Raw genomic sequence first — 26,460 nt, 5'->3', positions numbered from 1 at the left:
CCGGTGGCGCAGCGTCCGGACGTGGCACACCCGGCCACGTACGGCGTCGAGGTGCCGCACACCGAGTTCGCCCGGATGCGCCGCGAGGAGCCGGTGTCCTGGGTGTCCGAGCCGGCACTGTGGCGGCGGGGCGGCGGCGGCCGGATGCTCAGTCAGGGGTCGGGCTTCTGGGCGGCCACCAGTCACGAGGCGGTGGTCGCCGCGTCCCGGCGGCCGGAGCTCTTCTCCTCCGGCCGCAAGGGCGCGTTCCTGCCCGATCCGCGTACCCCCGCCGACCTGGAGCAGGCCCGTCAGCTCCTGGTCAACATGGACGCGCCGCAGCACTCGCGGATCCGGCGGCTGGTCACCTCGGTGTTCACCCCACGGGCGGTGCGCGCCCTGCACGACAGCGTCGCCGCCCACGCCCACGACCTGGTGCGCCGCGCGGTCGCCGCGGACGAGTGCGACGTGGTCGCCGACCTCGCCGCCGAACTGCCCCTGCTGGTCCTCGCCGACCTGCTCGGCCTGCCGCGCGAGGACCGGCACCTGCTCTACCGGTGGAGCAACAACCTGGTCGGCTTCGACGACCCGGAGTACGGCGGCGGTGACGTGGAGGCGTACCGCACCACCTTCGTCGAGGCGTTCCAGTACGCCCTCACGGTGGCCGGTGAACGGCGCCGGTCGCCCCGGGACGACCTGATGACCCTGCTGGCGACCAGCGAGGTGGACGGCCGACGCCTGACCGACCGCGAGTTCTGTAGCTTCTGGCTGTTGCTCGTGGTGGCGGGCAACGAGACGACCCGACACCTCATCTCCGGTGGCGTGTCGGCACTGCTGGCCGCGCCGGCCCAGCGGGACCGGCTGGCGCGGGACCCGTCGCTGTTACCGTCGGCGACGGAGGAGTTGTTGCGGTGGGTGACACCGATCATGCAGTTCCGACGTACCGCCACTGAGGACACCGAGTTGTGTGGCCGGGCCGTCGCCGAGGGCGACAAGGTCGTGCTCTGGTACGTCTCGGCCAACCGCGACGGTGCCGTCTTCGACGACCCGGACGTGCTGCGTCTGGACCGCAATCCCAACCCGCACCTGTCGTTCGGCATGGGGCCGCACTTCTGCCTGGGCGCCCATCTGGCGCGGCTGGAGGCGCAGGCGATGCTGCGGGAACTGGTGCCGCACCTGGGGCGTTTCGAGCTGACAGGACCGGCCGTACGGCTGGAAAGCAACTTCGTGAACGGGCTCAAGTCATTGCCCGGACGCTTCATTCCGGACGGCTCCGTCGGACCGGACGGAGTGTGAAGCAGTTGTTAACCACCGACGGTGATATCGTCATATGCCGGGTCGCTTCTGTGAGTAGCCCGTTCAATCCGCTAATCTGGTGTGAAGCGTTCAACCACCACACCGCCGGAGTGTGCAGTGTGATGTGACGAACAGCGGAGGGTGGCGATGAGTGACTACACAATCACGATCCGGTCCGAGGGTGCCGACACGGAAACCGTTATCTGTGTCGACATCGACGATTCCACGCCGCGCGTGGTCGAACTCGTGATGCGTGCCGGCAGTGGCATCTCGGCGCCGACGCTTCCCTCCTTCGACCTGAATCTCCTCCTGCGCGCGTTGTTCCCGGCCGGCGGCACGCCGGTGACTCCGGCCTCCGTCGTCGAGTCACCCACCGAGGTCCCCGCCGCCGAGCAGTCGTTCACCCCGGCCACCGGCAACCGGTCCGTGCGCTCCGGTGCCAACCGCTCCGGCTCCGGCACGACGCGACGCCGGACCGAGGCGGCGGTGCCGAAGGGGCGGGTCTACCGGCGCATGCCGGAGGACGTCGTCGAGGTCTTCAACCGCACCGGCACGGTCACCGCGGTGGCCGAGCACTACGGCGTGCCCCGGCACACCGCGCAGGGCTGGATCGGCCGGCTGCGCCGCCGGGGCGGGTTCTCCGCCGCCTCCTGACACACGTCGACCCGGTGGCCGCCAGCCGGCCACCGGGTACGGCGCTCCGCGCGTACGTCGACCGGTGTGTCGGGGTGGGGGATCAGACCGTGACGTGACCGGCGGGACGGCGTTCCGCCACCACCGGCACCGCCATCTCGGCGTCGATGTCCGCCGTCGTCAACGCGGCCTGCCGCAACTGCGCCACGGCCTCGTCGAGGCTCTCGAAGATCGGGAAGACCCCGTCGAGCTTCATGGTGTGCAGCACCGTGCGGATGAACCGCGACGGCGCGGCCAGGCACAGCCGCCCGTCCCGCTCCCGGACCTCCCGGTGGGCCCGCACCAGCAGGCCGAGTCCGGCGGAGTCGATGAGCTGCACGCCGTCCAGGTTCACCACGATCGTGCCGTGTACGTCGACCGCCTGCCGCAACGCGACGCGCAGCGCGGTCTCGGGCCCCGTCACGGCCTCGCCGCCCACGGGCGCCTCGTCGGCACCGCCGAGACCGATCGGCGTACGGTCGGCGCGCGGGGGCGGGCCGGCCGGCAGTGCGCTGCACCGGGGGCAGCGGTGCGGGCCGGTGGCGAACGGGGAACCGCTCCAGCCGTGGTCCGACACCAGAGTCCAGACCACCTCCGCGTCGGGCAGCACACACGCCGTGCCGGTGGTGGTGTCGCCGCAGACGTCGCAGATCAGTGTCATCAGGTTGTCGTCCGGTACGACGGTCATTCTGCATCCTCTCCGGTGCCGCAGCTGTGCGGCCGGGACACGGACTCGGGGCGTCGGTGCGGTACGCCGTCGCCGTACGGACTTGTCAGAGGGAGTCGGAACGTTCCTTGCCGGCGGTGGCGACCACGATCACCACACCGACCGCGGCGAGACCGGCCTGCGCGACCAGCCCCAACAGGCTGAATCCTCGGAGGCCGGCGAGCCAGGCACTGATCGCGCCGAGCAGCGCGATGACCGCGCCGATGGTCATCGTGAGCCACAGCGGCACGGCGGGACGGCCGGGGACGACGAGCCGGCCCACGGCACCGACGGCGAGACCGACGACTAGGGCCGCGGCGATCCCGGCGATGGTCATGCTGCTCCTCGTTCTCGCGATGTCGGTGCGTCGGCGGCGGTGGGTCAGGTGCGTACGGTCACGGCCGCCCGGCCGTGCGCGGCCGGCTGCGGCGTGACCTCCGGTGACGCGGGCCGCCGGGGCGGCACCACACCGGGTGCGGCCGGTGTGGTGCCGGGCGGTGTCGCGGCGTCGCCGGACGGCTCGGGCGCGGTCCCGGCCGCGCCGTGCACCGGCAGGATCTGGTCCAGCCGGGCGGTCTGCAGGATGCGGGTGATGCGGGGGTTGGGGTTGCGCACCGCCAGTACCCCGCCGAGGCGCACCATCCGTCGGTGCACGTCGAGCAGCAGGCCGATGGCCGCCGCGTCGATGTGCCGGCAGCCGGCCAGGTCGATCACGACCTGCTGGGGCCGGAGGGCCAGCAACTGGTCGAAGACCGCACCGGTCTCCGGAAGGCAGGCCAGGTCGAACTCGGTGATGGACACCTCGACCAGCGGCACCGCGCATTCGGGGCGTCGTGGCGTGGTCACGTCGAGGGCCCCCTTCCTGGTAACCCGAGGTCGGTTCTCACCCTGCCCAGCGGGCTTGGCGGGCAGAGCGCGGACGTATGACAGTTGCGTGACAAAAGCCCCGCAGGTCGGTGGTGGTTGGCCGCCCGGCCAGGGCTTGGGGATGATGCCGGTATGACAGCGGTACTGGTGATCGAGGACGACGACCGGATCCGGTTGGCGTTGCTGCTCGCCCTGGAGGACGAGGGCTACGAGGCCCGGGGCGCGGCCACCGCCGAGGAGGGCCTGCGGACGCAGCGCCGGGACCCGGCCGACTACGTCCTGGTCGACCTGATGCTGCCCGGCATCGACGGCTTCGAGGGCATCCGTCAGCTCCGCCGCGACGACGACGTGCCGATCGTGGTGGTCAGCGCCCGCGACGACACCCACGACATCGTCGCCGCGTTGGAGGCCGGTGCCGACGACTATGTGGTCAAGCCGGTGGCGATCAAGGAGCTGACCGCCCGGCTGCGCGCCCTGCGCCGTCGGGCCCGCACGGTGACCCCGGTGGAGGCGCCGGTGCCGGTGCTCGCCTTCGGCGAGTTGGAGGTCAGCCCGGAGGCGGGGGAGGTGCGTCGGTCCGGTACCCCGGTCGCGGTCACCCGCACCGAGTTCCGGTTGCTCTGCGAACTGGCCGAACACGCCGGGCGGGTGCTCTCCCGCCAGCAGTTGCTCAGCCGGGTGTGGGGCTACGACACCGGCGACGAACGGCTCGTCGACGTGCACGTGGGTCGGCTCCGCCAGAAGATCGAGCGCGATCCGGCCAACCCCCGGCACCTGGTGACGTTGCGCGGGCTCGGCTACAAGCTGCAGAGATGAGACCACGTCTCGGTCTGCGTGCCCGGGTCACCGCCGCGTTCGCCGTCGGTGCGCTGTCGCTGTCCGCCTCGATGGCCCTGGTGTCGTACGAGCTGACCCGCCGGACCCTGCTCGACGAGCGGGAACGCACCGTGCTGCGGGTGGCGTACTACGACGCGGAGGTGGTCCGGGCGGGCCTGGCCACCGACGAGCCGGACGTGGCGGAGGCGCTGCGTGCGCTGGACACCGGCACCAGCCGGCGGGCGGTGCTGTACTTCAACGGCGAGTGGTACGGCCGGCGGGCCGACACCGGCACCACCCCCGCCATCCCGCAGCGGTTGCAGGACCTGGTGATGGCCGGTGAGCCCGCCGTGCAGCGGGTCCGCGTCGCCGACCAGCCGGTGGTGCTGGTCGGTGTGCCGTTGTCGGACTCGGCGGCGTTCTACGAGATCGTCTCGCTTCGGGAGCTGGACCAGACGTTCCAGGTGCTCGCGCTGGCGCTCACCGCCGTCGCGATCGTGGTGGCCGGCTCCGGGGCGGCGATCGGGTGGTACGCCACCCGGCACGGGCTGCGCCCACTCACCGCCGTCGCCGACGCCGCCGAACGGATCGCGGCGGGCGACTTCACCACCCGGCTCGCGCCGGACACCGACCCTGACCTGACCCGGCTCTCCACCTCGTTCAACCGGATGGTGGACGAGTTGGCCCGCCGCATCGACCGGGACCGGCGTTTCGCCGCCGACGTCAGCCACGAGCTGCGGTCGCCGTTGCAGACCCTCGCGGCGGCCGCCAGCGTGCTGAGTAAGCGGCGCGAGAACCAGGACGAGCGGACCACCACGGCGGCCCGGCTGGTGGCCGACGAGATCGCCCGCTTCCAGCAGCTCGTCAACGACCTGCTGGACCTGGCCCGCAGCGACCAGCCGACGCACCGGGAACAGGTCGACGTCGGCGCGCTGGCCCGGCAGGCCTGCCGGGACCGGGACCTGCCCGAGTCCATGGTGCACCTCGATCCGGACACCCCGCCGACGTGGCAGGTGGACCGGCGGCGCGTCGCGCAGGTGTTCACCAACCTCCTCGACAACGCCGAGCGGTACGGCGCCGGCCCGGTGGCGGTGCGGTTGTCCCGCGACGGTGCCACCGGCGTGGTGGAGGTCGACGACGAGGGACCGGGGGTGCCGATGGAGGATCGAAAGGCGATCTTCGACCGCTTCGTCCGCGGTCGGGCGGCCAACTTCCGGGGCGGCGGCGACGGCACCGGCCTCGGGCTCGCGCTGGTGGCCCAGCACGCCGCCGCGCACGGCGGTGACGCCACGGTCAGCGACCGTCCCGAGGGCGGCGCCCGGTTCCGGATCACACTGCCGGGCAGCCTCGGATGAGGCGTACCGCCGGGCGGATCTCGGCCGCCCTCCTGCTGACCCTGGTCGCCGGGTGCGGGGTGCCCGCCGAGGACCATCCCCGGACGGTGACGCCGCCGCCGGGCCCGTTCCCGTACACCGCGACCGCCGCCCCCACGGCGGCGGAGACCGGGGCCCTCACCGAGCTGCTCTACTTCTCGCGCGACGACCGGCTGGTGCCGGTGACCCGTCGCGCCGACCAGGCGCCCACCCCCGACGAGCAGCTCCGGGACCTGCTGGCCGGGCCGACGCCGGGGGAGCGGGACGACGGCGTCGGCAGCGCGCTGCCCGGGGCGCTGAGCACCGCCGTGGTGCAACTCGTCGGCGGGCAGGCCCGGGTGACGGTGACCCCGGCCGGCGCCGACACCGGCCGCAGCGACGAACTCCTCGCGTACGGGCAGATCGTCAGTACCCTGAGCGCCCGCCCCGACGTGTCGGCGGTGATCTTCCTGGACGGCGACGGCACCCCGCTGCGGGTGCCCCGCGCGGACGGCTCGCTCTCGGCGGATCCCCTCACCTCCGCCGACTACGCGGTGCTCGTCAGCCCTCGATGACAGGAGTTCCACAGCCTCGTGACGGTTGCGTGACAAACACCGCAGACGGCGGGCGGCGGCGTTTGGCCACTACGGCGGGAGGGGCACCACGTCGTCACACCAAAAGCGCGAAGGGACGGCTCTCGTGGAAATCACCGGCTTCTTCATGGCCATCATCATCGGTCTCGTCATCGGCGCGCTCGGCCGGCTCGTGGTGCCGGGCCGGCAGCGGATCCCCATCCTGTTGACGATTCTGATCGGTATCGTGGCCGCGATCCTCGGCACGCTGGTGGCCGGACTGCTGGGCGTGGACGACACCGCCGGCATCGACTGGATCGAGCTGTTCATCCAGGTGGCCTTCGCCGCGGTCGGCGTGTCGATCGTGGCCGGGGTGTACAGCCGCCGACGCTGATCATCCTCCGCTCGTCGGCCCGTCCCGGGTGTTCCCGGGGCGGGCCGACGGCGTTCGGCGGTTCGGGTGACCACCGGACGCACGTACGTCATGACGGCTCGTATCCTTTGTGCGACCCGTCATGCGTACGACCGAGAGAGGACACGGCGTGAACGACCGGACCGAGACCTTGGAGTTTCAGGCCGAGGCGCGTCAACTGCTCCAGTTGATGGTCCACTCGATCTACTCGAACAAGGACGTGTTCCTGCGCGAGTTGATCTCCAACGCCTCGGACGCGCTGGACAAACTGCGCCTGGCGTCGATGGTCGACAAGGACCTCGACGTCGACACCAGTGACCTGCACATCGCCCTCGACGTCGATCGGGACGCCCGCACCCTCACCGTCCGCGACAACGGCATCGGCATGACCCGCGACGAGGTCGTCTCCGTCATCGGGACGATCGCCAAGTCCGGCACCGCCGAGCTGCTGCGCCAGATGCGGGAGAGCAAGGACGCCGGGGCGTCGCAGGACCTGATCGGCCAGTTCGGCGTCGGCTTCTACGCCGCCTTCATGGTCGCCGAGAAGGTCGAGCTGGTCACCCGGCGGGCCGGCGAGAGCGGCGGCACCCGGTGGGAGTCCGACGGCGGTGGCACGTACACCGTCGCGGCGCTCGACGACGCGCCCCAGGGCACCGCGGTGACGCTGCACCTCAAGCCCGTCGACACCGAGGACAACCTGCACGACTACACCGCCGAGTGGACCATCCGCGAGATCGTCAAGCGATACTCCGACTTCATCGCCCACCCGATCCGGACGACCGTCGAGCGGCCCGGGGCGGACGACGCCCCCGCCACCACCGAGACCGTCACGCTCAACTCGATGAAGGCGCTGTGGGCCCGCCCGCGTAACGAGGTCGAGCCGGCCGAGTACCACGAGTTCTACAAGCACGTCGGCCACGACTGGGCGGACCCCCTCGAGACCATCCACATGCGGGGCGAGGGCACCTTCGAGTACGACGCGCTGCTGTTCATCCCGTCGCACGCGCCGCTGGACCTCTTCGCCGCGCAGGGCCGTCGGGGCGTCCAGCTCTATGTCAAGCGCGTCTTCATCATGGACGACTGCGACGCGCTCATGCCCAACTACCTGCGCTTCGTCAAGGGCGTGGTGGACGCGCACGACCTGAGCCTGAACATCTCCCGGGAGATCCTCCAGCAGGACCGCCAGATCCGCGCGGTGCGCCGTCGCCTGGTCAAGAAGGTGCTCTCCACCGTCAAGGACCTCAAGACCGGGCAGCCCGAGCGGTACCGCACCTTCTGGACGGAGTTCGGCGCCGCGGTCAAGGAGGGGCTGGTCGACGACACCGACAACCGGGACACCCTGCTGGAGATCCTCTCGGTCGCGTCCACCAACGACCCGGAGGAGCAGACCGACCTGGCCGGCTACGTGAGCCGGATGAAGGACGGCCAGACCGACATCTACTACGCCACCGGCGAGCACCGGGCCACCATCGAGAACTCCCCGCACATGGAGGCGTTCCGGGCCAAGGGCTACGAGGTCCTGCTGCTCACCGACCCGGTCGACGAGGTCTGGGTGGAGAGGGTCGGCAGCTACGACGGTAGGACGCTGCGTTCGGTCGCCAAGGGCCAGGTCGACCTGGACACCGAGGAGGAGCGCACCGAGGCCGAGGCCGAGCGGGAGCGGCAGCGCACCGAGTACGCCGCACTGCTCGACTGGATGGGCGGGGTGCTGACCGAGTCGGTGAAGGAGGTCCGTCTCTCCTCGCGGCTGACCACCTCACCGGCCTGCGTGGTCGGCGACGCCCAGGACCTCACGCCGACGCTGGAGAAGATGTACCGGGCGATGGGCCACGAGGTGCCGAAGGTCAAGCGCATCCTGGAACTGAACCCGGGCCACCCGCTCGTCTCCGGCCTGCGCAAGGCTCACGAGCAGGGCGACGCCGAGGCGTCCCTGGCCGAGACCGCCGAGCTGCTGTACGGCACCGCCCTGCTCGCCGAGGGCGGCGACCTGGCGGACCCGTCCCGGTTCGCCCGGATCCTCGCCGACCGCCTCGCCCGCACGCTGTAGGTCGGACACGGAACGCGGGCCGCGCCACTCCGGGCGCGTGCCCGCGTTCCCGTCCGTCAGGTCCCGGTCCGTGCGGTGTCGCGCCGCGTGCGGTCGCGAGCGAGATCGTGGCGGGTGGCTCAGCGAGCCGGCGGGACGGACGCGCGCAGCGCCTCGGCCAGCCACTCGTACGGGAACTGCTCCGGCGGTACGTCGTTCACGGCATTGACCAGCGCCATGTACCGGTCGAGCGGTCCCTCCGGGTCCGGCGGCGTGCGGTCCCACTCCGCGCCGGCCAGCATGTGGTCGGCCGTCTGGAGGCGGAACTCGGGCGTGTCCGGCATCCCCGGGCTGTCCGGTGTCGCGAAGATGCCGGTCAGCCACCCCATCCACCGGTCGGCGATCTCCCTGCCCTGCGGTGAGGCCGGCGGCACCCCGTCCCGCGCCGCGTCGATCGCCGCCTGGCCGATCGGCGTGGCCGCCTCCAGGCTGTCCAACATCGGCGACGAGGCCATCAGCGGCCCGGCCCCGGTGGTGCACGCCTCGTGCAGCTCACGACGTACGGCCTGCCGCACCTCCGGGTCGCGGACCATCTCGGCCAGCGCGATCCATGCCTCCAACTGGGCCGGGGTGGGCTGCTCGGGCAGCTCCGGGCGGGCCGCGCGCCACCACGCGACCATCCGCTCCGGCGGCTCCCAGCCGGTGGAGACCTCGGTCCAGAACTCGTCGATCAGCCGGTCGCGCTCCTCGTCCGACATGCCGGCGAGTTTGTGCATCAACGTGACCTGCTCGGCCGTGGAGTCCTGCCGCAGGATGGTCGACAGCACCGCGCGACGGCTCCGCAGCCGTGCCTCCTGCCGTGCCAGCAGGGCCAGGTGGGTGGCGGCCACCTCGCGCAGCGTCGCCTCGCCGACCAGCACGCGTCGGATCTCGTCCAGGCCGGCGCCGAGTTCCCGCAGTGTGCGGACCAGTTCCAGCCGGGCGATCGCCGACACGTCGTACAGGCGGTGGCCGGCGGGAGTGCTGGCGGACGGCGTGACGACACCGGCGTCCGCGTAGTAGCGGACGGCGCTGACACTCAGGCCGGTACGTCGGGCGACATCCCCGATGGCGTAAAGCTCGTTCAGGTCCACGACACCCACTATGCGATCTCAAGCGGCTTGAGACGCAAGTCCGTGCACCACGTGCGGCGGTCCGGCACCGGGACGGGACACGACGGCGGAGAGTCGGGCCAGGCGTGGATTCTCGGGCGGCGGGGTATTGCGCCGGCCATGAGCGCGAGTGTGGTGGTGGACCCGGACCGGCCGCCGGCGCCCGACCTGGCGGTCGGCACGGTGGCGGTGGTGGCGCATCGGAAGAAGACGCTGGGCGGCGGCCTCGACGAGTTGCGCGCCGCGCTGGTCGGCGCGGGAGTGCGGGACCTGCTCTGGTACGAGGTGCCCAAGAGCCGCAAGGCCCCGAAGAAGGTCCGCAAGGCCCTCGACCAGGGTGCCGAGCTGGTCTTCGTCTGGGGCGGCGACGGTATGGTGCAGCGCTGCGCCGATTCCCTCGCCGGCACGCAGACCCCGATGGCCATCCTGCCGGCCGGCACCGCCAATCTCTTCGCCGGCAATCTCGGCATCCCGGAGGACCTGCCGGAGGCGGTACGGATCGGCCTGCACGGTCGACGCTGCCGCCTCGACCTGGGACGGCTCAACGGGGAACACTTCGCGGTGATGGCCGGCGCCGGGTTCGACGGTGACCTGATCCGGGAGGCGGACCGGGACATGAAGGGTCGCCTCGGCCGGCTCGCGTACGTGTGGACGGGCCTGCGTCACGTCCGTGGGGAACTGACCCGGACCCGGATCACCGTCGACGGGGACCTGTGGTTCGAGGGGGACGCGAGCTGCGTGCTGTTCGGCAACGTCGGCACCATCACCGGTGGCATACCCGCCTTCGACGACGCCCGCCCCGACAGCGGCTCGCTGGAGATCGGTGTCTCCACCGCCGGTGGTGCCGTGGACTGGGCGCGCACGCTCGGCAAGATGGCCACCGGCCGGTCCGAGGACTCGAAGTTCGTCCGGATCACCCGTGGTCGCAAGGTCAGGGTCCGCTTCGCCGAGCCGAAGACGTACGAGATGGACGGTGGCGCCCGGTCGCGGACGAAGCGTCTCAAGGTCAGGGCCGTACCCGCCGCACTGACCGTCTGCTGCCCCGACGAGGAGCCGGAGGCCGCGCCACAGTGAGGTGGCGCCGGTGCCACACCCCGGCGGCGACGAGGCAGACGGTGGCGGCGAGAACGAGCGGTGGCCGACCGCCCAGCAGGACGGCGGCGGAGCCGAGCGGGATCGCCGCCGCGATCGGTCCGAACATGATCGTGTTGGCGGTCGCGGCGGCTCGGCCCAGCAGCTCGTCGGGGCTGTGCGTCTGCACGGCGGTGACGGCGGCGACGACAGCCCACGGCAGGCCGGCACCGGCCACCACCGAGGCGGCGACCACCGCCGGCCACCAGGGCAGGCACCGGCCCAGGCAACTCACCGCGAACACTGCCGTGCCGAGGGCGGCCACGGTGGTCGGTCCGAACCGGGCGATAAGCCGACCGGCGACCAACCCGCCGGCGACCGAGCCGAGGCCCTGCGCGCTGAGCAGCACCCCGAGGAACGTCGCGGGCAGGCCCAACTCGTCGGTGACGACGGCGTACCCGGCGGCGGTGGTGAACCCGGACGCGGCGATCGCCACGCCCGCGAGGATCACCGGCAGCCGCGTCAGCGGTGACGCCCACACGACGGCGAGGCCCGCACGGACACCGGTGGGCCGGGACGCGACGGTCCGTGCCGGGTGCCGCAGTCGGAGCAGTGCGTACAGGGCGGCGGCCAGGGCGGGCAGCGCGGCGGCGAGCAACGCGACGAGGTGACCGCCCTGCCACGCGTACAGTCCGGCGCCGGCCAGCGGAGCGACGAGTTTGACACCCTCCTGGGCGCTGGACCGCCAACCGTTGACGTGGCCGAGTTCGTCCGGTGACAGCGCGGCGGGGAGCAGGGCGCTCTCGCTGGCGTCGACCAGCACGTACGCGACGCCGTACACCGTGGAGACGCAGAACAGGAGCCACACCTGACCGGGTCCGCGGACGGCCAGCAGGGTCGGCAGGACGGCGGCCAGGGTCAGGTTGACCCCGATGACGAGCGGCCGTCGGGGCAGCCGGTCGACCAGGGCACCGCACCAGGGGCCGGCGAGGGTGGGGGCGTACACGCAGAGCCCGGCGAGGGCGGCGAGGCTGCTGGACCGGGTCAGGTCGAGGATCCAGATGCCGGAGACCAGGGCCATGGCGCTGCCGCCGCACCCGGAGAGCACAGAGATCGTCACGAACAGGATCGCGTTGCGCCGCACATGCCGCTCCAGGGTTGAGTCGAAGTGACTCACAGCCTCAACCCTTGAGTTGGCCAGAGGCAATATCGCGGAGTTGCGTCAACGATGTGTTGACAGCGCGGCGTCGAGGTGCCGGGCGATCGTGCGTACCGGGCTCGGCAGCCGGTGGCCGGCGCGGTGCAGGTCGGCGGCGACGTGCCCGGCGAGGTCGTACAGCGCGCCGGGTGCGGCCTCCAGCGCCAGTGCCGTGGTGTGTCGGGTCAGTGCGGCCCCGGGGAAACGGCCGTCCCAGCGGCGATCGGTCGCAATCCAGCGCTGCAACCCGCCGAGCAGGGCGCGGAGCGCGGCTACCTCGTGCGGCCAGTGCCGGTCGGACTCGGCTCGCCGCGCCCGGCGGCGGGCGACCAGTCGCTGGCGACGCTGCTCGGCGGCCTGCCGGCTGCCGAGTCCGAGCGCCTCGGCGATCTGCTGCCAGGCCGCGCCGGCCTGCCGGGCGCGGTCGATGAGATCCAGCTCCGCCTCGTCGAGCCGGTCGCGGGCCGCCGGGATGCCGGCGAGGTCACCGAGCGGATCCAGCATGTGTCAACGCTACCTTGACAGTGGTGCGGCGGATCGCTGGCGAGGACGGGCCGAACCGCTGCTCAGGCGGCGGCGGAATCGCGGCGCGCACGCTCCGCAGCCCGGCTCGGCAGTGCCGCCTGCGTCGTCCATCCGCTCTGTCGCGCCGGTGCCGTCTGCCCCGTGCCGCCCTGCGCCAGGACGAGTGCGCGTTGGGCCTGCTGCCACGGCGCACACGGCCACTCCTGGCCGGCGCAGAGCAGGTGCGCGCAGTCGCCGTCCTCGGCCGGTGCGTGCGCGTCGGCGACGTGTAGGGCGAGTCGCCACAGCAGCGGATCTGTGACGGTTTCGGGGCGCTCGTGGGTTGTATCTGGCCGGTCGGTGGTGTATTCGGACACGCGTTGTCCCCCCTCGTTGTCGAGCTCTCCGTTCCTGTTCTCCACTCTGTGCCCAGGTCAAACGCCTGCCCGCAGGTCGGCGGTTGAGGCGAGCGTGGCAGATTCCCGCCACGGGATTATTGACAGTGGTTGCTTGTTGCGTGAAAGTTGTGCGCAATCGTTAACCCTCCACATCCGAGGTGTGACGCTGCGCAATCGGTGACGCGGGCGGCGTCCACTCCGGACGCTCCGTGCTGCCCGCCGCCGGCGAGCCGAGGCGCGGGGCGACGCCCACCCATCACCTCCGCGCGCCGAGAAGGGGCCACGAGCCTCATGTCCGAGTTCCGTACCCGTTCCCCGTGGCGACGCCGGATCGTCGTCTCCTCCGTGTTGGCAGCCGGCGCGGCAGTGCTGCTGGTCAGCCCCGCCGCCGCCATCGTTCCGCAGGCTGCCACCCCGACCGCCAGGACCGCCACCACGATCGACTCGGGCACGTCGGCGGTGCCGCCCGCGTTGCAGTCGCGCTTTGCCGGAGCCGGCGCCACACCCGATCGGTCGGACGCCACGCCGTCGACATCGGAGCGTGCTGCGGCCCGCGACCGCATCGTCCGACCGCTGCCCACCGTCTCGCCGGGCACGCCCGGTGTGTACAAGGTGGTGACCGGTGACATGTATCCGCGCCACTTCGCCTTCGAGCAGGCCGCGGGCACGCCAGCCGGCCATTCGGTGTGGCAGGTCCGGTACGGCATGCAGTACCTGGGCGGACTCGTGGGTGAGACCGAGGACGTCGAGTTCCAGATCCTGGAACCGGCGGGCTACGGCACCATCGACAGTGCCGGCGGCTTCGCGGGCACCCTGGACGGTCTGGAGGGCGGGTTCCTCTTCAAGTCCCACGGCAAGCAGAGCGCCGACGGCACCTTCACGATGCAGTTCGACATCACGCCGGGTACCGGCTACGGCAAGCTCACCGGGGTGACCGGCAGCTTCACGGTGGTGGCGAGCCGCGACCACTGCGGACCGAGCGACACCCCGGAGACGTGCGAGACGTTGGTCTCGTACAGCCTCGGCTACCGCCTTCCGTAACCCGCGAGCCGCGCACGGCGCCGCGTTCGACCCCCGCCACGACGCTGGGTCGGACGCGGCGTCCGTGCTCAGCCCGGATACCGCACGCTGGCTGTCCATGCTTCGGGACGATTGACAGATGACCTTCGTCAGGTGAGAGTGGTCCGCAACCTGATCACTCCTACCTCTCGACGTGTGACACTGCGTAATCGGTGATGCGGGCGGTGTCCATGTCGGACGCACCTGGCCGTGGCTGTCACGGGAGCTGAGGCAGCCGGGACGAGGTGCGAACCCCCACACCCCCACCGCACGCCGAGAAGGGGCCACGAGCCTCATGTCGGAACTCCGTACCCGTTCCCGGTGGCGACGCCGGATACCCTTCTCCGCCGCGTTGGCCGCCGGCACGGCCGTGCTCTTGCTGGTCAGTCCCGCCTCGGCCGTGGTGCCGCAGACCGCCGCGCCGGGCGCCGACACCCCCGCCGACCTCGGCCGACTGGCCGACGAGCAGACCAGCGTGATCGAGGTGGTGGTGGCCGACACCACCGAACTGGACGCGCTGGTGGCCACCGGCGTCGACCTCGACCACCACGTCCACCACACCGCCGACGGCATCGTGGTGCACGCCGTGGTGACCGGCAACGAGGTCGCCACGCTGACCCGAGCCGGCTTCACCTTCGGCAAGGTGCTGCACACCGAAGAGGACGCGCAGGACCGGATCGCCGAGCGGGAGGCGACCATCGCCGCCCACCTGGCCGACAACCGGGAGTTCTCCGGAGCTGCCGTCGCCGCGCGGTCCGCCGCCTCGGATGTCAAGATCATTCGCGCCGACTACTACACCTCGGGCGACACCCAGGTGCTGTCGGTGGAGGCGAAGTGGGCACAGGGACAGACCGCCGCCACCGCGTTGACCGTCGAGCGGGACAGCGGGCCGGGCACCGAGTTCGGCTCCGGCGGCACGCAGAACATCACCCGGTTCGTCGACGCCGGGGTGTACCTCTACCACCGGGGTGCGGCGCAGGTGACCAGCCGCCCGGACTATGTACGGATCACCAGCCCGACCGGTGACGTGGCGGTCGCCAAGGTGCACGAGTGGTTGCCCATCCCGGACACCGACCCGGAGGGGCCCGGCTACCAGAAGGACTTCGTCACCAGCTACCTGACCCCCACCGAGCTCTACGACCGGATCAAGGCGATGTCCGCGCAGTACCCGGAGATCTCCGAGATCGTCGAGTTGCCGCACAAGACCAACGGCTACCGGCGCAAGGCACAGGCCGTGCTCGGCACCGCCAACGCCAGCCGCGTCGGCGTCGACTCGCTTGCCTGGGGACACCAGGGCGGCAACGACATCACCGTGGAGCTGGCCAACCCCGGCACCGCGAGCGCGTCTTTGACGGTGACCGTCACCGGCAACCAGGTCCGCGTCGGCCTCGCCACGGACGCCGCCGGCACGGTCACCAGCACCGCCGCCGAGGTGGCCGCCGCGCTCAACGCCCAGGCGGGCACGCTGGTCAGCGCGTACACGTATCGCGGCAACGCGGGCACGGGCGTGGTGGCGCCGGCCGCGCCGACCGCGCTCTCCGACGGCCTGTCCGCGCCGACGACGGTCTCCCGCGACCCCCACACGGTGTACGCCATCCGCATCGGCAAGCACCGCGACGGCTCCAAGATGGGTGTGCTCGCCTACGCGCAGGAACACGCGCGGGAGTGGGTGCCCCCGCTGGTGACCATCGAGACCGCCGAGCGCCTGCTGCGCAACTACGCGCACGACGCGAACACCCGCGAGCTGGTCGACAACCTCGACATCTGGATCGCGCCGTCGATCAACCCGGACGGCGGGCACTACTCGTTCTACGACTTCAACTCGCAGCGCAAGAACATGACCAACCACTGCACGCCGGAGACCTCCGGGGACTTCCTCGGCCGGACGTCCTGGGGTGTGGACAACAACCGCAACTACACCGAGTACAGCCTCTTCGACGGCTACTCGGGCGCGTCGACGAGCTGCACCAGCGGCACGTACGCCGGGCCCGACGAGCTGTCCGAGCCGGAGAGCCGCAACGTCGACTGGCTGGCCTCCCGACCGAACGTCAAGTTCTCGATGAACCTGCACTCCTCGGGCAACTACTTCATGTGGTCGCCCGGCTCGTACGCCACCCCGGGCCGGGTCTCCGCCCCGCGGCCGACCCTGGCCGAGGAGTCGCTGTTCTGGGGCGCGTCGTCGCGGATCCTGACCGCCATCAAGCGGCACCGCAACCTGGCGGTCACCCCGGCCCGCACCGGCCCGATCGCCGACGTGCTCTACTCGGCGGCCGGCAACTCCGGTGACATGCTCTGGTACAAGTACGGCATCTACGCCTGGAACTTCGAGGTCGGCACCTCCTTCCAGCCGACCTGGACCTCGGCCCGCGAGGAGACGATGGAGTTCTCCAACGGCCTGGTCGAGATGCTGCGGGTCGCCCGTGACCTGGACACCGACGAGTCGGCGCCGACCAGCTCCGTCGAGGTGGCCACCAGTGCCACCGAGGGCTCGGTCGACGTCACGTTCTCCACCAGCGAACCGGCGGCGGTGTTCTACACCCTCGACGGCAGCCGGCCCACGTTCGAGTCCACGCTCTACGGCTCGGGGGGCATCCGGGAGGGCGGCGAGACGCTGACCGTTCCGGTCGGCACCACCGTGCACTGGTTCTCGGTGGACGCGGCGGGCAACGTGGAGCGCGGCTACCAGCCCGACGGTCAGGACGACAACTACAACCGCAAGCGGCTGACCGACCCGAACGCCGCACCCGAGGTGCCGGTGACGGTCACCGTGCAGACGCGGTGTGTGGCGGGGAAGGCGTACGTGGCGGTGCAGGCGCGTAACGACCACGACGCTGCGGTGGACGTGGTGTTGGAGAGTGCGTACGGGCAGCGGTCGGTGTCGGCCGTGGCGCCGGGTGCGAGCGCGTTCCAGCAGTTCACCACCCGTGCCGCATCGGTGCCGTCCGGCAGCGCGACGGTCCGGGCCACCGGCACGGTCGACGGTGAGAGCGTCACCACCGTCGTCACCGCCGACCACGCTGCGGTCAACTGTGCCGCCGACCCTCGCCAAGCCCAGTGACCGCGAACGACACGGAGATGCAGATGAGAACGGACAATCGCAGGCGGCTGTTGGCGGCGGGTGCCGCCGGGGCCCTGCTGGTCGGGTCGGTGATGGCGGCTGCGCCCGCCTCGGCCGATCCGGGTGACACCGGTGACGTGACGGTCACGGTGGAGATCGAGGAGTTGGTGGAGCCGGGTGTGTTGGCGATGTCGATCGCGGGTGACTCGGTGGCGTTGACCGAGGACGGGTCGACGTTGCTGGTGCGTCAGTTCGTGGGTGGTCTGCCGACGGTGACGGTGACCGACACCCGGACCGCCGACGAGGTGCCCGAGGGTGCGGCGTGGGCGGTGCTCGGTAGTGCCACCGACTTCACCGGTGGTGCGGGTCAGGAGCCGATCGGTGCCGGGCACCTGGGCTGGAAGCCTCGCCTGGTCGACGGTGGCGACACCGGTCTGGTCAGCGAGGGTGAAGAGGTCGTCACGGTGTTGGACGAGCCGACGCAGCCGGGCAACAACGTGGGTCTGGTCGACCAGGAGTTGCTGGTCTCCACGTTCGACTCGGGCGCGGTCGCCGGTGGCGCGTACTCGGTCGACGCCGACCTGTTCCTGCGCACCCCGGCCGACGTGGCCGCCGGTGCGTACACCTCGACTCTGACCCTGTCCCTCTTCGAGTAGGACCGGCCGGATGGGGGGCCGCCGCACGGTGGCCCCCCATCCGGAACGCGGCCGTGACCTGGCCGAAGGGTGACCCCTGCGGCGTCGGGGGAGCGGCAGGCGCGATGATGGACGGGTGAAGATCCTGTCGATCCAGTCCTCGGTCGCCTACGGCCACGTCGGCAACTCGGCCGCCGTGTTCCCGCTGCAACGGCTCGGGCACGAGGTCTGGCCGGTCCTGACCGTGCACTTCTCCAACCACACCGGGTACGGTGCCTGGCGGGGGCCGTTGCTCGCGCCCGCCGACGTCGCCGAGGTGATCGCCGGCATCGCCGATCGCGGGGTGCTCGGTGACGCCGACGCGATCCTCTCCGGTTACCAGGGCGACCCGGCGATGGGCGCGGTGATCCTCGACGCGGTGACCCTGGTCAAGACCGCCAACCCGGAGGCCGTCTACTGCTGCGACCCGGTGATGGGCGACGTCGGCCGGGGCATGTTCGTCCGGCCCGGCATTCCCGAGTACCTGCGCGACGTGGTGGTGCCCCGGGCCGACATCGTCACCCCGAACCAGTTCGAGCTGGAGTTCCTCGCCGGCCGGTCGACGGACTCGCTCGACGAGGTGCTGGCGGCGGTCGACGTGGTACGCGCCACCGGCCCCCGACACGTGCTGGTCACCAGCGTGCTGCACGGTGACGCGCCACCCGACAGCCTGGAGGTGGTGGCCGTCTCCGACGAGGGCGCCTGGGCGGTGACCACGCCGCTGCTGCCGATCAGCCCGAACGGCGGTGGCGACGTCACCGCCGCGCTGTACCTGGCGCACCTGCGCAGCACCGGGTCGCCCGCGACGGCGCTGGAACGCACCACCGCCTCGATCTTCGCGGTGCTGGAGGCGACGCTGGCGGCGGGCACCCGCGAACTGCAACTGGTCGCCGCGCAGGACGCGATCGCCGACCCGCCGGCCCGGTTCCCCGCCCGCCGGTTGCGCTGACCGGAGCAGCGGAGGCCACCTCCACGGCACGTGGCGAGGTCACCTCCGGTCGGTCGACCGTCACTCCTCGCCGCTGTGCCGCTCCGCCAACCGGGCCAGTTTCAGGGCCAGGTGCAGGCAGAGTCGCTCGCTGCCGTCCTTGAGGTCGGTGCCGGCCAACTCCTCGATCCGCTGCAACCGGTAGTAGAGCGTGGTCCGGTGCAGCCGCAGGTCGGCGGCGGTGGCGTGGGCGTTGCCGGCCCGGTCCAGGTAGCGCTCCAGAGTGGTCAGCAGCGTGCGGTGGCCCGGCGTGGACACCAGCCGGGCCAGCCCCGGGTGCACGTCGGCCACCGTGAGGTGTTGCTCGCCGAGCCGGGCCAGCACCCGGAAGACACCCAGGCCGGACCAGGCGACGACGCGGCCCAACGCCGGCAGTCGCGCGCCGACCCGCGCGGCGTGCAGCGCCTCCACGTACGACTCGACGACGTCGGCCAACCGTGGCCTGGTGCGGCCGACCCCGACCACGGTCCGTTCCACGGAACCCAGACTGCGGGTCACCTGCTGCAGGTCGTCGTCGAGGTGCCGGGCGGCCACCTCCGGCGTCGGCCGGCCGGCGGCGGGTTCGGCGGGCAGCAGCAGCACCCCGTGGTCGTGCCGGACCAGGTGCAGCGCCTCCCGCGTACCGGCCCGGCGTCGCGCGGCCACCAGCGACTGTTCCAGCGCGATCCGGGCCCGCTCGTCCGGCTGCCGCTCCTCGGGGGCGACGAGCCGGGCGACCAGGGCGGTCCGGGGACCGTCGGCGTGGATCATCCCGGCTTCCAGCAGCGCCCGCACCGCCTGGTCGCGGCTGCCGGGGCTGTCGGCCAGCAGGGTCCGGGCCGCCTCGGTCTCACTCTGCGCGGCCAGCTCACCGAGCAGGTTCTCCCGGTACAGCGCCAGCGACAGTTCCCTGAGCAGGCCGGTGGCGGCCAGGTCGACCTCGGTCATGGTGCCGTCGGGATCGATGAACCAGACGAACCCGAGCAGCAGGTCGTGGTGGCGCACCGGCACACAGAGCCGGGGGAGCAGGTCCAGTTCCGGGCTGGCCGGTGTGCGTACCGCCAGGCGGGCGTCGGCGATGCCGAGACCGCGCAGCCAGGCGATGACCTCCGGGGCGGTCTGCCGCCGCAGGATCGACGCCCGACGGACCTCGTCCATCAGCCCGGTCTGCTCGCTGTAGACGACGACGCGTTGCCGCCGGTCCTCGATCAGTGCGGGACGGCCGACGTGGGCGGCGACCGCGTCCACGATGCGCTGCAACTCGCCCCGCACCGCACCCCCTCTCCCACGCCGTCGCGTCGGTTCCGACGTACGGCATGATCGAATCTTGTCCTCACCGCTGGAGAGCGTCGACCAGGGCACATTCGTTACGGATGCGTGTCCGTCAGCGCGCACCTGGGCCGGTCGCCGCACTAGCCTTGTCGGGTATGAGCATCAACGTGTGGAGCTACCTCACCGAGTACGAGGCGGAACGCGACGAGCTGCTCGAAGCTGTCGACAAGGTGTTCAGATCGGGTCAACTGGTGCTCGGGGCGAGCGTGCGGTCCTTCGAGACGGCGTTCGCCGCGAAGAATCAGCGGAGTCACTGCGTCGGCGTCGACAACGGCACGAACGCGCTGGTGCTGGCGCTGCGCGGTCTCGGCGTCGGGCCGGGCGACGAGGTGATCACCGTGTCGAACACGGCCGCCCCCACGGTCGTCGCGATCGACGCCGTCGGTGCGACTGCGACCTTCGTCGACGTACGGCACGACACGCAACTGATGGACGTCGGACAACTGGCCGCCGCCGTCACCGAACGTACGCGGTGCATCCTCCCGGTGCACCTGTACGGGCAGGCGGTCGACATGCGGGCGGTGCGCCAGGTCGCCCAGGACTTCGGGCTGAGCGTCCTGGAGGACTGCGCCCAGGCCCACGGGGCCCGTCAGGACGGCCGGATCGTCGGGTCGTTCGGTGACGCGGCGGCGTTCTCGTTCTATCCGACCAAGGTGCTCGGTGCCTACGGGGACGGGGGCGCCGTGGTCGTCGACGACGACCAGCTGGACGCGACCCTGCGAAGGCTGCGGTACTACGGCATGGCGGAGCGCTACTACGTCGTCGAGACGCCCGGGTTCAACGCCCGCCTCGACGAGGTGCAGGCCGAGATCCTGCTCCGCAAGCTCGCGCGGTTGGAGCAGTACGTCTCGGCCCGGCGCGCGATCGCGGCCACCTACGCCGAGGCGTTCGCCGACACGGACCTCGGCCTACCGACCGTGGTGCCCGGCAACGAGCACGTCTACTACCTGTACGTCGTGCGGCACCCCGCCCGCGACGAGATCATCCGACAGATGAAGGACGCCGGGATCACGCTGAACGTCAGCTATCCGTGGCCGGTGCACACCATGAGTGGCTTCGCGCACCTGGGGCAGGGGGTCGGCTCGCTGCCGGTCACCGAACGGCTGGCCGACGAGGTCTTCTCGTTGCCGATGTATCCGACGCTGGCGGCGTCGGACCAGGCCCGTGTGATCGACGAGCTGAGCGCCGTCCTGTCCCGGCTGTGAGCCGCCACCCGCTCGTGCGGGGTCGGCTCAGCGGTCGGCGCGCTCGAAGACCGAGATGACGAGCGGGCTGTCCGACTCGACCGGGCTGCGCTCCCAGTCGCACCAGCGCTCACGCAGCCGCAGCCCGGCCAGCCGTGCCATCAGGTCGAGCTCGGCCGGGCTGACCCCGCGACCGTCGAAGGGCACGACGTGCATCAGGTCCTTGCCGTAGATGATCTCGCGGATGTGGAACTGCTGCGACAACGGGTCGACCTGGTAGGCCCAGAGCACGGTGGCGTTCTCGCCCATGTGCGCGGGCATCACCCCGAAGTCGCCGGGTGCTCGGGCGAAGGTCTCGAACACCAGCACGCCGTCGTCGGTGAGGAGTTCGGCGGCGTTGCGCACACACTCCGTCTGGGCATCCTGTGTGGTCAGGAGCAGGAAGGTGTTGTCGAGGCACGTGACGAGCCGGTAGCGCCCGTCCGCCGCGATCTGCGGCAGTTCGCTGAGCGCGGTCTGCACCATGTCGCCGCCGGGCTTGCCGGCCAGGGTCTTCAGCATCGCCGCCGAGCTGTCCACCCCGGTCACGCTGAGCCCGCGAGCGGCGAGGGGGATGGCGACCCGACCGGTGCCGACGCCCAGTTCGAGGACGGGGCCGCCCTCGGCCAGGTCGGCGAGGGTCGCCACCATCGGGTCGGGCGCCTCGGCGCCGTAGACGAAGTCGAAGAGTTCGGCGTAGCCCTCTCCGTACGTTTCTGCTGCCATGTCGGCTCCTGCCATCCAAGGGGGCAACGGTCAGCCCCGTGACACATCAACACACCCCACGGACCCGTCACAAGTGGTGGGATCGGGTCCCCGAAGGCGACGCGGGGCACCCGGAACCGATCCCTGACGCGATCGATTCCAGGTGCCCCGACCTGGTCGAACGGCCGGACTCGACGTCCGGCCGCCATCCACACCCGTCGACGGGTGTCGTGCTGCGGTCCTACTCCGCCGGCGGCTCGTACTTCGGGTTCTCCCACACGAAGTTGACCTTGTTGCCGGCCGGGTCGACGATCTCGGTCAGCTTGATGAAGTCGAAGTCCTGAATCTCACCGGCGGTCACACCCGCGCTCGCGAGGCTGGCGACATGGGCGTCGATGTCGTCCACGCCGATGACGATGTTGGTCCGGCCGGTTGTCTCCGGGTCCAGCGAGACCTGGATCCAGGCGTTCTCCGCGATCTGCCACTCCGCCACGCCCTCCTGGGGCTCGACGTCGGGGCCGCGCCCGATCCACTGCTTGTACCAGGCAACGGCAGCGGCGTGGTCGGAGACGGGCAGAACCGCCGTGACACTCTTCAGGTTCGGCACGTTGGGCTGTCCCTTCAGTTGGTTGCTCGTCAGTTGCTGCACCGCGCAAGGCGGTGGGCGAAGGCGTACGATAGCAGCGTTTCATACATTTCGGTCTGTCGCCGAGCGGCAAAGTCGAGGGTCACCACCTCGGTCAGGCCACACTGTCGACAGTGTTCGGAGCGGTCGGACCTGCCCCCCGCAGCAGCCGACCGCGAGCGCCGCCACACCCGAGGGCGGGTGCGGCGGCGTCGAGCGAACTGCCCGGCGACGGGTCAGTCCGTGACCACCCGGCGCAGGGCGGTCTCGGTGAACACCTTGATGGCGACGACCTCGTTGTCGGCGTTCGCCATCGGGACGAGGCCCTCCTGGAAGTAGGAGAAGCCGATCGGCGGGACCTTGTTGACCGTCGCGAACATGTGCGCCGCGTCCGGGTTGTGCAGCGTACCCATCGGCGTCTCGACGGCCAGGAAGATCATCTGGTGGCTGCGCACCGTCTCACCGGCGGCGAAGTCGATCCCGAGCGGGATCTCCAGGCGGCCGACCGACGGCGGCAGGTTGACGTCGAACGACCGCCCGACGCCGAGAGCCACCTTCTGCCCGGGGAACAGGATCTGACTGGTCGCCTCGGCCCGGTAGGACTTGATCTCGAGGTCCAGCCGGAGGGCGCCGTTGAGCGTGAGCACCGGGTCGTGGAGCTGGATGACGCAGTGCGACTCCGGGAACTCGAAGCGCTCCCGCGGCATCGTCGTGTCGTTGGGGTCCTTGCCGGCGACGACCTCGATCGTGGTCTGCGCGATCGCGTGGTAGCCGCGGCTGCCGTCGGCGAAGGTGCGCCGAGGCGTCATCACCTCGAGCACCTGTCCGGCGCGGCCCCGAAGGGCGGCGGCCGGGTCGGCGATCTCGCTGGGGAGGTCGCGGTCGAGCTCTTCGAGAAGCATGTCACCGATCTTGATCATCTCTTTGCCCTTTCGTGCGAGTTGTCTTGACGGTGTTGCTGCGCCTCTGGCCGGAGGATTGCTCGTAATCGCAACCCTAGGAGCGCATCGCGGAATCGGGCACCGGTGAATCGCGCCAGTCGATCCGGCAGGCGCGCCAGAAAAGATGGCGCACCCATGACGCGGACCGACACGGTCACGACGCGGTCCGCGTGATCCACGACGGACGCCAGGCTGAGCCGCCGGTCAGCGCCTAGCATCCGCTACATGCCTTGCAGAGCCTGTGGCGACGCGGTGACGCAGTTCCTGGATCTGGGCCGGCAACCGCTGTCCGACGCATTCCGCATTCCCGACGATCCCTCCGACGAATTCTGGCTTCATCTCAGGGCCGTGGTCTGCCACGGTTGTCACGTCGTCCAACTCGCCGATCCGGTTCCGGTCGAGCGGATGTTCCACGAGGAGTACCCGTTCCGCACCTCGTCGTCGAGGCGGATGGCGTCGCACTTCGCCGCGACCGCCGAGCGCCTGGTCGCCGGGCTGGAGTCACCGGATCCCTTCGTGGTCGAGATCGGCAGCAACGACGGCACCATGCTCGCCACGGTCGCCGCACGCGGCATCCGACACCTCGGCATCGACCCGGCGGCGAACATGGTGGACGAGGCAGTGGCCCGCAGGGTCAACGCGCGTGCGGAGTGGTTCGACGCCACCACCGCCGCCCGGGTACGCGACGAGTTCGGCCCCGCCGACGTGGTCTACGCGGCGAACACCATGTGCCACATCCCCGACCTGCGCGGAGTCTTCACGGGCCTGGAGACGGTGTTGGCCGACGACGGTGTGGTGGTCTTCGAGGATCCCTACCTCGGTGACGTGCTGCGTCTCGGCTCGTTCGACCAGATCTACGACGAGCACTTCTATCTCTTCTCCGCCACCTCGGTCGCGCGTATCGCCGCGCTGCACGGGTTCACGCTGGTGGACGTCGAGCACCTCGGCGTCCACGGTGGCGAGGTGCGCTACACGCTCGCCCGGGACGGCCGTACCCCCACGCCCGCCGTCGGCGCGCTGATCGCTACCGAGGACCGCACCGGCACACACGACCTGTCCCGGTTGCAGGCGTTCGCGGCCGGCGTCGCCGACCGCCGCGAGCAACTTCGGGACGTCCTCATGGACGAGCAGCAGGCCGGCCGCAGCGTCGCCGGATACGCCGCCACCGCGAAGAGCGCCACCGTGCTGAACTACTGCGACATCGGGCCGGGACTGCTACCGGTCGTCTACGACACCACACCGGAGAAACAGGGCCGGACGACTCCCGGTTCCGGCATCCCGGTCGAGGCGTTCCCGCAGGACCTCGCCGACTACCCGGACACCTTCCTGCTCTTCGCCTGGAACCACGCCGACGAGATCGTCGCCAAGGAGCAGGAGTTCGTCGAGCGGGGCGGCCGGTGGATCCGTTACGTGCCGGAGGTGCGGATTGACTGACCGCCGGGTGGCCACCCCGTCGCATCTCGTCGAGTCGCGTGCCGACCCGTCGCTGCTCGACGAGATACGACACTGGCGTGAGGCGATGGGCGGTGTCCGGTACGCGCGGCCGTCGCGACTCCCACTCGATGCGGTTCCGGGCTGGAACACCGGTGCCGAGGAGCCCGCTCTCACCCACGGCAGCGGTCGGTTCTTCGCCGTGCGGGGGCACCGGGTGCGGACCGAGGACGGCCGCCACTCGTGGATGCAGCCGATGGTCGACCAGCCGGAGATCGGCCTGTTGGCGATCGCGGTGACCCCCTCCGACCGGGGCTACGCGGCGCTCGTCCAGGCGAAGGCCGAACCCGGCAACATCAACGGCATCCAACTGTCGCCGACCGTGCAGGCGACCCGGAGCAACCGGGAACGGGTGCACGGTGGCCGACCGGTCCCGTATCTGGACCTTTTCGATCCGGCGACGGCGGACGTCGTCGTCGACTCGCGGCAGTCCGAGCACGGTGGCGTGTTCTGGCGCAAGCGCAACCGCGTGATGATCGTCCGGACCCCACGGTTCGCGCCGCAGGAGGGTTTCCGCTGGATCGACCTCGCCGACCTGCTGGCGCTGCTGCATGACGACGACCTCGTGCACGCCGACACCCGGGCCGTCCTGGGCTGTGCGCCGTGGACGCTGCCCGGCGAGTTCGCCGTGTCCGGGGCGCGGCTGCCGGTCCTGCCCCGAACCCTGGCCGGTGCCGCCCGGTGCGACGTCCGGCCGCTGGCCCGCTGGCTCTCGGCCGAGCGCGCCCGGCAGTCGTCGGTCTCCGTCCGCGTCGCGCTGCCGGACCTACAGGGCTGGCGACGCGGCGCCGACGCGCTCCGCCGGGAGGACGGCACAGGCTTCGAGGTCGTCGCGGTCAGCGTCGACGCGGCGGGACGCGAGGTCGACCAGTGGTGCCAACCGATGATCCGGCCGGTCGGACTGGGCGTGGTGGGCCTTGCCGTCGCCGACCGTGGCGGTGAGCTCCACCTGCTCATGCAGGCATGTCCCGAGCCCGGCCTCGTCGACGACGTCGAGTTGGGTCCGACCGTGCAGATCGCGGGTGGCGAGAAGCCACGGTCCGGCGCGGAGGCGGAGCTGCTGGCCCTTCTGCTCGACAGCCCGGCCGAGGCGGTCCTGTTCGACGCGGTCCTGTCCGACGAGGGCGGACGCTTCCTGCACAGTCGCTGCCGGCACCTCGTCGCGTTGGTCGACCACCGCGACGCACCGGCGGGCTTCCGGTGGTGCCCGGTCAGCGAGGTGATCGCCATGCTGGTGCACAGTCACCAGGTCAACATGCAGGCGCGCAGCGCGCTGGTGTGCCTGGTCGGCGCGGTGGCGGGCGAGTCGCGGTCGGGGCCGACCCCACTACCGCGACCGGCCGCGCGTACCGCGGCCTGACCCGC

General features: G+C 71.3%; 26 protein-coding genes. 15 read left to right on the top strand and 11 right to left on the bottom strand.

Translation table 11 applies throughout. The features are described 5' to 3' along the window. The first annotated feature begins 3 nt into the window (after positions 1 to 3). A complete protein-coding gene (locus tag HUT12_RS19010) occupies positions 4 to 1,275 on the top strand; it encodes a cytochrome P450 (RefSeq protein WP_254876880.1) in 1,272 nt (423 codons plus the stop codon). Positions 1,276 to 1,422: 147 nt separating this feature from the next. Further along, entirely contained in the window at positions 1,423 to 1,929 is a 507-nt protein-coding gene (locus HUT12_RS19005; RefSeq protein WP_131053908.1) for a hypothetical protein, read from the top strand. An 82-nt stretch (positions 1,930 to 2,011) separates the two neighbouring features. Here the strand turns inward: HUT12_RS19005 and HUT12_RS19000 are convergent, their stop codons facing one another. From HUT12_RS19000 to HUT12_RS18990, 3 genes are all read right to left on the bottom strand, one after another. Next, the gene (locus tag HUT12_RS19000) at positions 2,012 to 2,635 is read right to left on the bottom strand and encodes an STAS domain-containing protein (RefSeq protein ID WP_176094238.1); all 624 of its coding nucleotides are present in this window, start codon (positions 2,633 to 2,635) and stop codon (positions 2,012 to 2,014) included. A gap of 85 nt (positions 2,636 to 2,720) precedes the next feature. Continuing rightward, on the bottom strand, positions 2,721 to 2,990 hold the full coding sequence (locus tag HUT12_RS18995; protein ID WP_131053910.1) for a GlsB/YeaQ/YmgE family stress response membrane protein: 270 nt from the start codon (positions 2,988 to 2,990) through the stop codon (positions 2,721 to 2,723). A 44-nt stretch (positions 2,991 to 3,034) separates the two neighbouring features. Then, positions 3,035 to 3,499 carry an STAS domain-containing protein gene (locus HUT12_RS18990; RefSeq protein ID WP_176094237.1) on the bottom strand — a complete coding sequence of 155 codons (465 nt, stop codon included), beginning with the start codon at positions 3,497 to 3,499 and terminating at the stop codon, positions 3,035 to 3,037. Positions 3,500 to 3,652: 153 nt separating this feature from the next. Here HUT12_RS18990 and HUT12_RS18985 point away from each other — a divergent pair, with 153 nt between their 5' ends. The 5 genes from HUT12_RS18985 (at position 3,653) to htpG (ending at position 8,719) form a co-directional block, all read left to right on the top strand. Continuing rightward, positions 3,653 to 4,336 (top strand): response regulator transcription factor, encoded by a 684-nt coding sequence (locus HUT12_RS18985; protein WP_131053473.1) that lies wholly within the window; start codon positions 3,653 to 3,655, stop codon positions 4,334 to 4,336. Further along, positions 4,333 to 5,691 carry a cell wall metabolism sensor histidine kinase WalK gene (locus HUT12_RS18980; RefSeq protein ID WP_176094236.1) on the top strand — a complete coding sequence of 453 codons (1,359 nt, stop codon included), beginning with the start codon at positions 4,333 to 4,335 and terminating at the stop codon, positions 5,689 to 5,691. Before HUT12_RS18985 ends, HUT12_RS18980 begins: the two co-directional genes overlap by 4 nt. Next, complete coding sequence (locus HUT12_RS18975; protein ID WP_131053475.1) at positions 5,688 to 6,263, top strand: GerMN domain-containing protein; 576 nt, start codon at positions 5,688 to 5,690, stop codon at positions 6,261 to 6,263. The genes HUT12_RS18980 and HUT12_RS18975 overlap by 4 nt, the downstream gene beginning before the upstream one ends. Positions 6,264 to 6,387: 124 nt before the next feature. Next, the gene (locus HUT12_RS18970; protein ID WP_131053483.1) at positions 6,388 to 6,654 is read left to right on the top strand and encodes a GlsB/YeaQ/YmgE family stress response membrane protein; all 267 of its coding nucleotides are present in this window, start codon (positions 6,388 to 6,390) and stop codon (positions 6,652 to 6,654) included. Between the two features lie 148 nt (positions 6,655 to 6,802). Continuing rightward, positions 6,803 to 8,719, top strand: coding sequence for a molecular chaperone HtpG (htpG, locus tag HUT12_RS18965; protein WP_303393494.1), 1,917 nt, complete (start codon positions 6,803 to 6,805; stop codon positions 8,717 to 8,719). A 119-nt stretch (positions 8,720 to 8,838) separates the two neighbouring features. Here htpG and HUT12_RS18960 read toward each other — a convergent pair whose 3' ends face one another. Next, on the bottom strand, positions 8,839 to 9,831 hold the full coding sequence (locus HUT12_RS18960) for a MerR family transcriptional regulator (protein WP_131053477.1): 993 nt from the start codon (positions 9,829 to 9,831) through the stop codon (positions 8,839 to 8,841). Positions 9,832 to 9,969: 138 nt separating this feature from the next. Here HUT12_RS18960 and HUT12_RS18955 point away from each other — a divergent pair, with 138 nt between their 5' ends. After that, positions 9,970 to 10,923: a diacylglycerol kinase family protein gene (locus HUT12_RS18955; protein ID WP_131053478.1), complete on the top strand. Its 954-nt coding sequence runs from the start codon at positions 9,970 to 9,972 to the stop codon at positions 10,921 to 10,923. Here the strand turns inward: HUT12_RS18955 and HUT12_RS18950 are convergent. From HUT12_RS18950 to HUT12_RS18940, 3 genes are all read right to left on the bottom strand, one after another. Next, positions 10,856 to 12,064 (bottom strand): MFS transporter, encoded by a 1,209-nt coding sequence (locus HUT12_RS18950; RefSeq protein ID WP_176095861.1) that lies wholly within the window; start codon positions 12,062 to 12,064, stop codon positions 10,856 to 10,858. The two genes, HUT12_RS18955 and HUT12_RS18950, sit on opposite strands and share 68 nt — an antisense overlap. Positions 12,065 to 12,142: 78 nt before the next feature. After that, a complete protein-coding gene (locus tag HUT12_RS18945) occupies positions 12,143 to 12,622 on the bottom strand; it encodes a hypothetical protein (protein WP_131053479.1) in 480 nt (159 codons plus the stop codon). A gap of 62 nt (positions 12,623 to 12,684) precedes the next feature. Next, entirely contained in the window at positions 12,685 to 12,999 is a 315-nt protein-coding gene (locus HUT12_RS18940) for a hypothetical protein (protein WP_176094235.1), read from the bottom strand. Positions 13,000 to 13,311: 312 nt separating this feature from the next. Between HUT12_RS18940 and HUT12_RS18935 the strand changes: the two genes are divergently transcribed. The 4 genes from HUT12_RS18935 (at position 13,312) to pdxY (ending at position 18,760) form a co-directional block, all read left to right on the top strand. Then, complete coding sequence (locus HUT12_RS18935; protein WP_176094234.1) at positions 13,312 to 14,061, top strand: DUF3224 domain-containing protein; 750 nt, start codon at positions 13,312 to 13,314, stop codon at positions 14,059 to 14,061. A 313-nt stretch (positions 14,062 to 14,374) separates the two neighbouring features. After that, a complete protein-coding gene (locus HUT12_RS18930) occupies positions 14,375 to 17,137 on the top strand; it encodes a M14 family metallopeptidase (RefSeq protein WP_176094233.1) in 2,763 nt (920 codons plus the stop codon). Between the two features lie 23 nt (positions 17,138 to 17,160). Then, a complete protein-coding gene (locus HUT12_RS18925; RefSeq protein WP_176094232.1) occupies positions 17,161 to 17,793 on the top strand; it encodes a hypothetical protein in 633 nt (210 codons plus the stop codon). A gap of 115 nt (positions 17,794 to 17,908) precedes the next feature. After that, positions 17,909 to 18,760, top strand: a complete 852-nt coding sequence (gene pdxY / locus HUT12_RS18920) for a pyridoxal kinase PdxY (protein ID WP_176094231.1) — start codon at positions 17,909 to 17,911, stop codon at positions 18,758 to 18,760. Between the two features lie 60 nt (positions 18,761 to 18,820). Here the strand turns inward: pdxY and HUT12_RS18915 are convergent, their stop codons facing one another. Then, complete coding sequence (locus HUT12_RS18915) at positions 18,821 to 20,050, bottom strand: CdaR family transcriptional regulator (protein ID WP_176094230.1); 1,230 nt, start codon at positions 20,048 to 20,050, stop codon at positions 18,821 to 18,823. A gap of 155 nt (positions 20,051 to 20,205) precedes the next feature. Here HUT12_RS18915 and HUT12_RS18910 point away from each other — a divergent pair, with 155 nt between their 5' ends. Beyond that, the gene (locus HUT12_RS18910) at positions 20,206 to 21,315 is read left to right on the top strand and encodes a DegT/DnrJ/EryC1/StrS aminotransferase family protein (RefSeq protein ID WP_176094229.1); all 1,110 of its coding nucleotides are present in this window, start codon (positions 20,206 to 20,208) and stop codon (positions 21,313 to 21,315) included. A 27-nt stretch (positions 21,316 to 21,342) separates the two neighbouring features. Here HUT12_RS18910 and HUT12_RS18905 read toward each other — a convergent pair whose 3' ends face one another. From HUT12_RS18905 to HUT12_RS18895, 3 genes are all read right to left on the bottom strand, one after another. Beyond that, positions 21,343 to 22,059: a class I SAM-dependent methyltransferase gene (locus tag HUT12_RS18905; RefSeq protein WP_176094228.1), complete on the bottom strand. Its 717-nt coding sequence runs from the start codon at positions 22,057 to 22,059 to the stop codon at positions 21,343 to 21,345. Positions 22,060 to 22,279: 220 nt separating this feature from the next. Continuing rightward, entirely contained in the window at positions 22,280 to 22,687 is a 408-nt protein-coding gene (locus HUT12_RS18900; protein ID WP_201272308.1) for a VOC family protein, read from the bottom strand. Between the two features lie 212 nt (positions 22,688 to 22,899). Beyond that, positions 22,900 to 23,565 (bottom strand): hypothetical protein, encoded by a 666-nt coding sequence (locus tag HUT12_RS18895; protein ID WP_131051992.1) that lies wholly within the window; start codon positions 23,563 to 23,565, stop codon positions 22,900 to 22,902. Positions 23,566 to 23,829: 264 nt separating this feature from the next. Between HUT12_RS18895 and HUT12_RS18890 the strand changes: the two genes are divergently transcribed. Both HUT12_RS18890 and HUT12_RS18885 read left to right on the top strand, forming a co-directional pair. Then, entirely contained in the window at positions 23,830 to 25,038 is a 1,209-nt protein-coding gene (locus tag HUT12_RS18890; protein ID WP_131051991.1) for a class I SAM-dependent methyltransferase, read from the top strand. Then, on the top strand, positions 25,031 to 26,455 hold the full coding sequence (locus tag HUT12_RS18885; protein ID WP_176094227.1) for an NDP-hexose 2,3-dehydratase family protein: 1,425 nt from the start codon (positions 25,031 to 25,033) through the stop codon (positions 26,453 to 26,455). Before HUT12_RS18890 ends, HUT12_RS18885 begins: the two co-directional genes overlap by 8 nt. Positions 26,456 to 26,460 lie beyond the last annotated feature (5 nt).

The sequence above is a fragment of the Verrucosispora sp. NA02020 genome (genome assembly GCF_013364215.1).
GTDB lineage: Bacteria > Actinomycetota > Actinomycetes > Mycobacteriales > Micromonosporaceae > Micromonospora.
The sequence above is the reverse complement of the archived record's forward strand: the minus strand, read 5'-3'. Positions and strand labels throughout refer to the sequence as shown.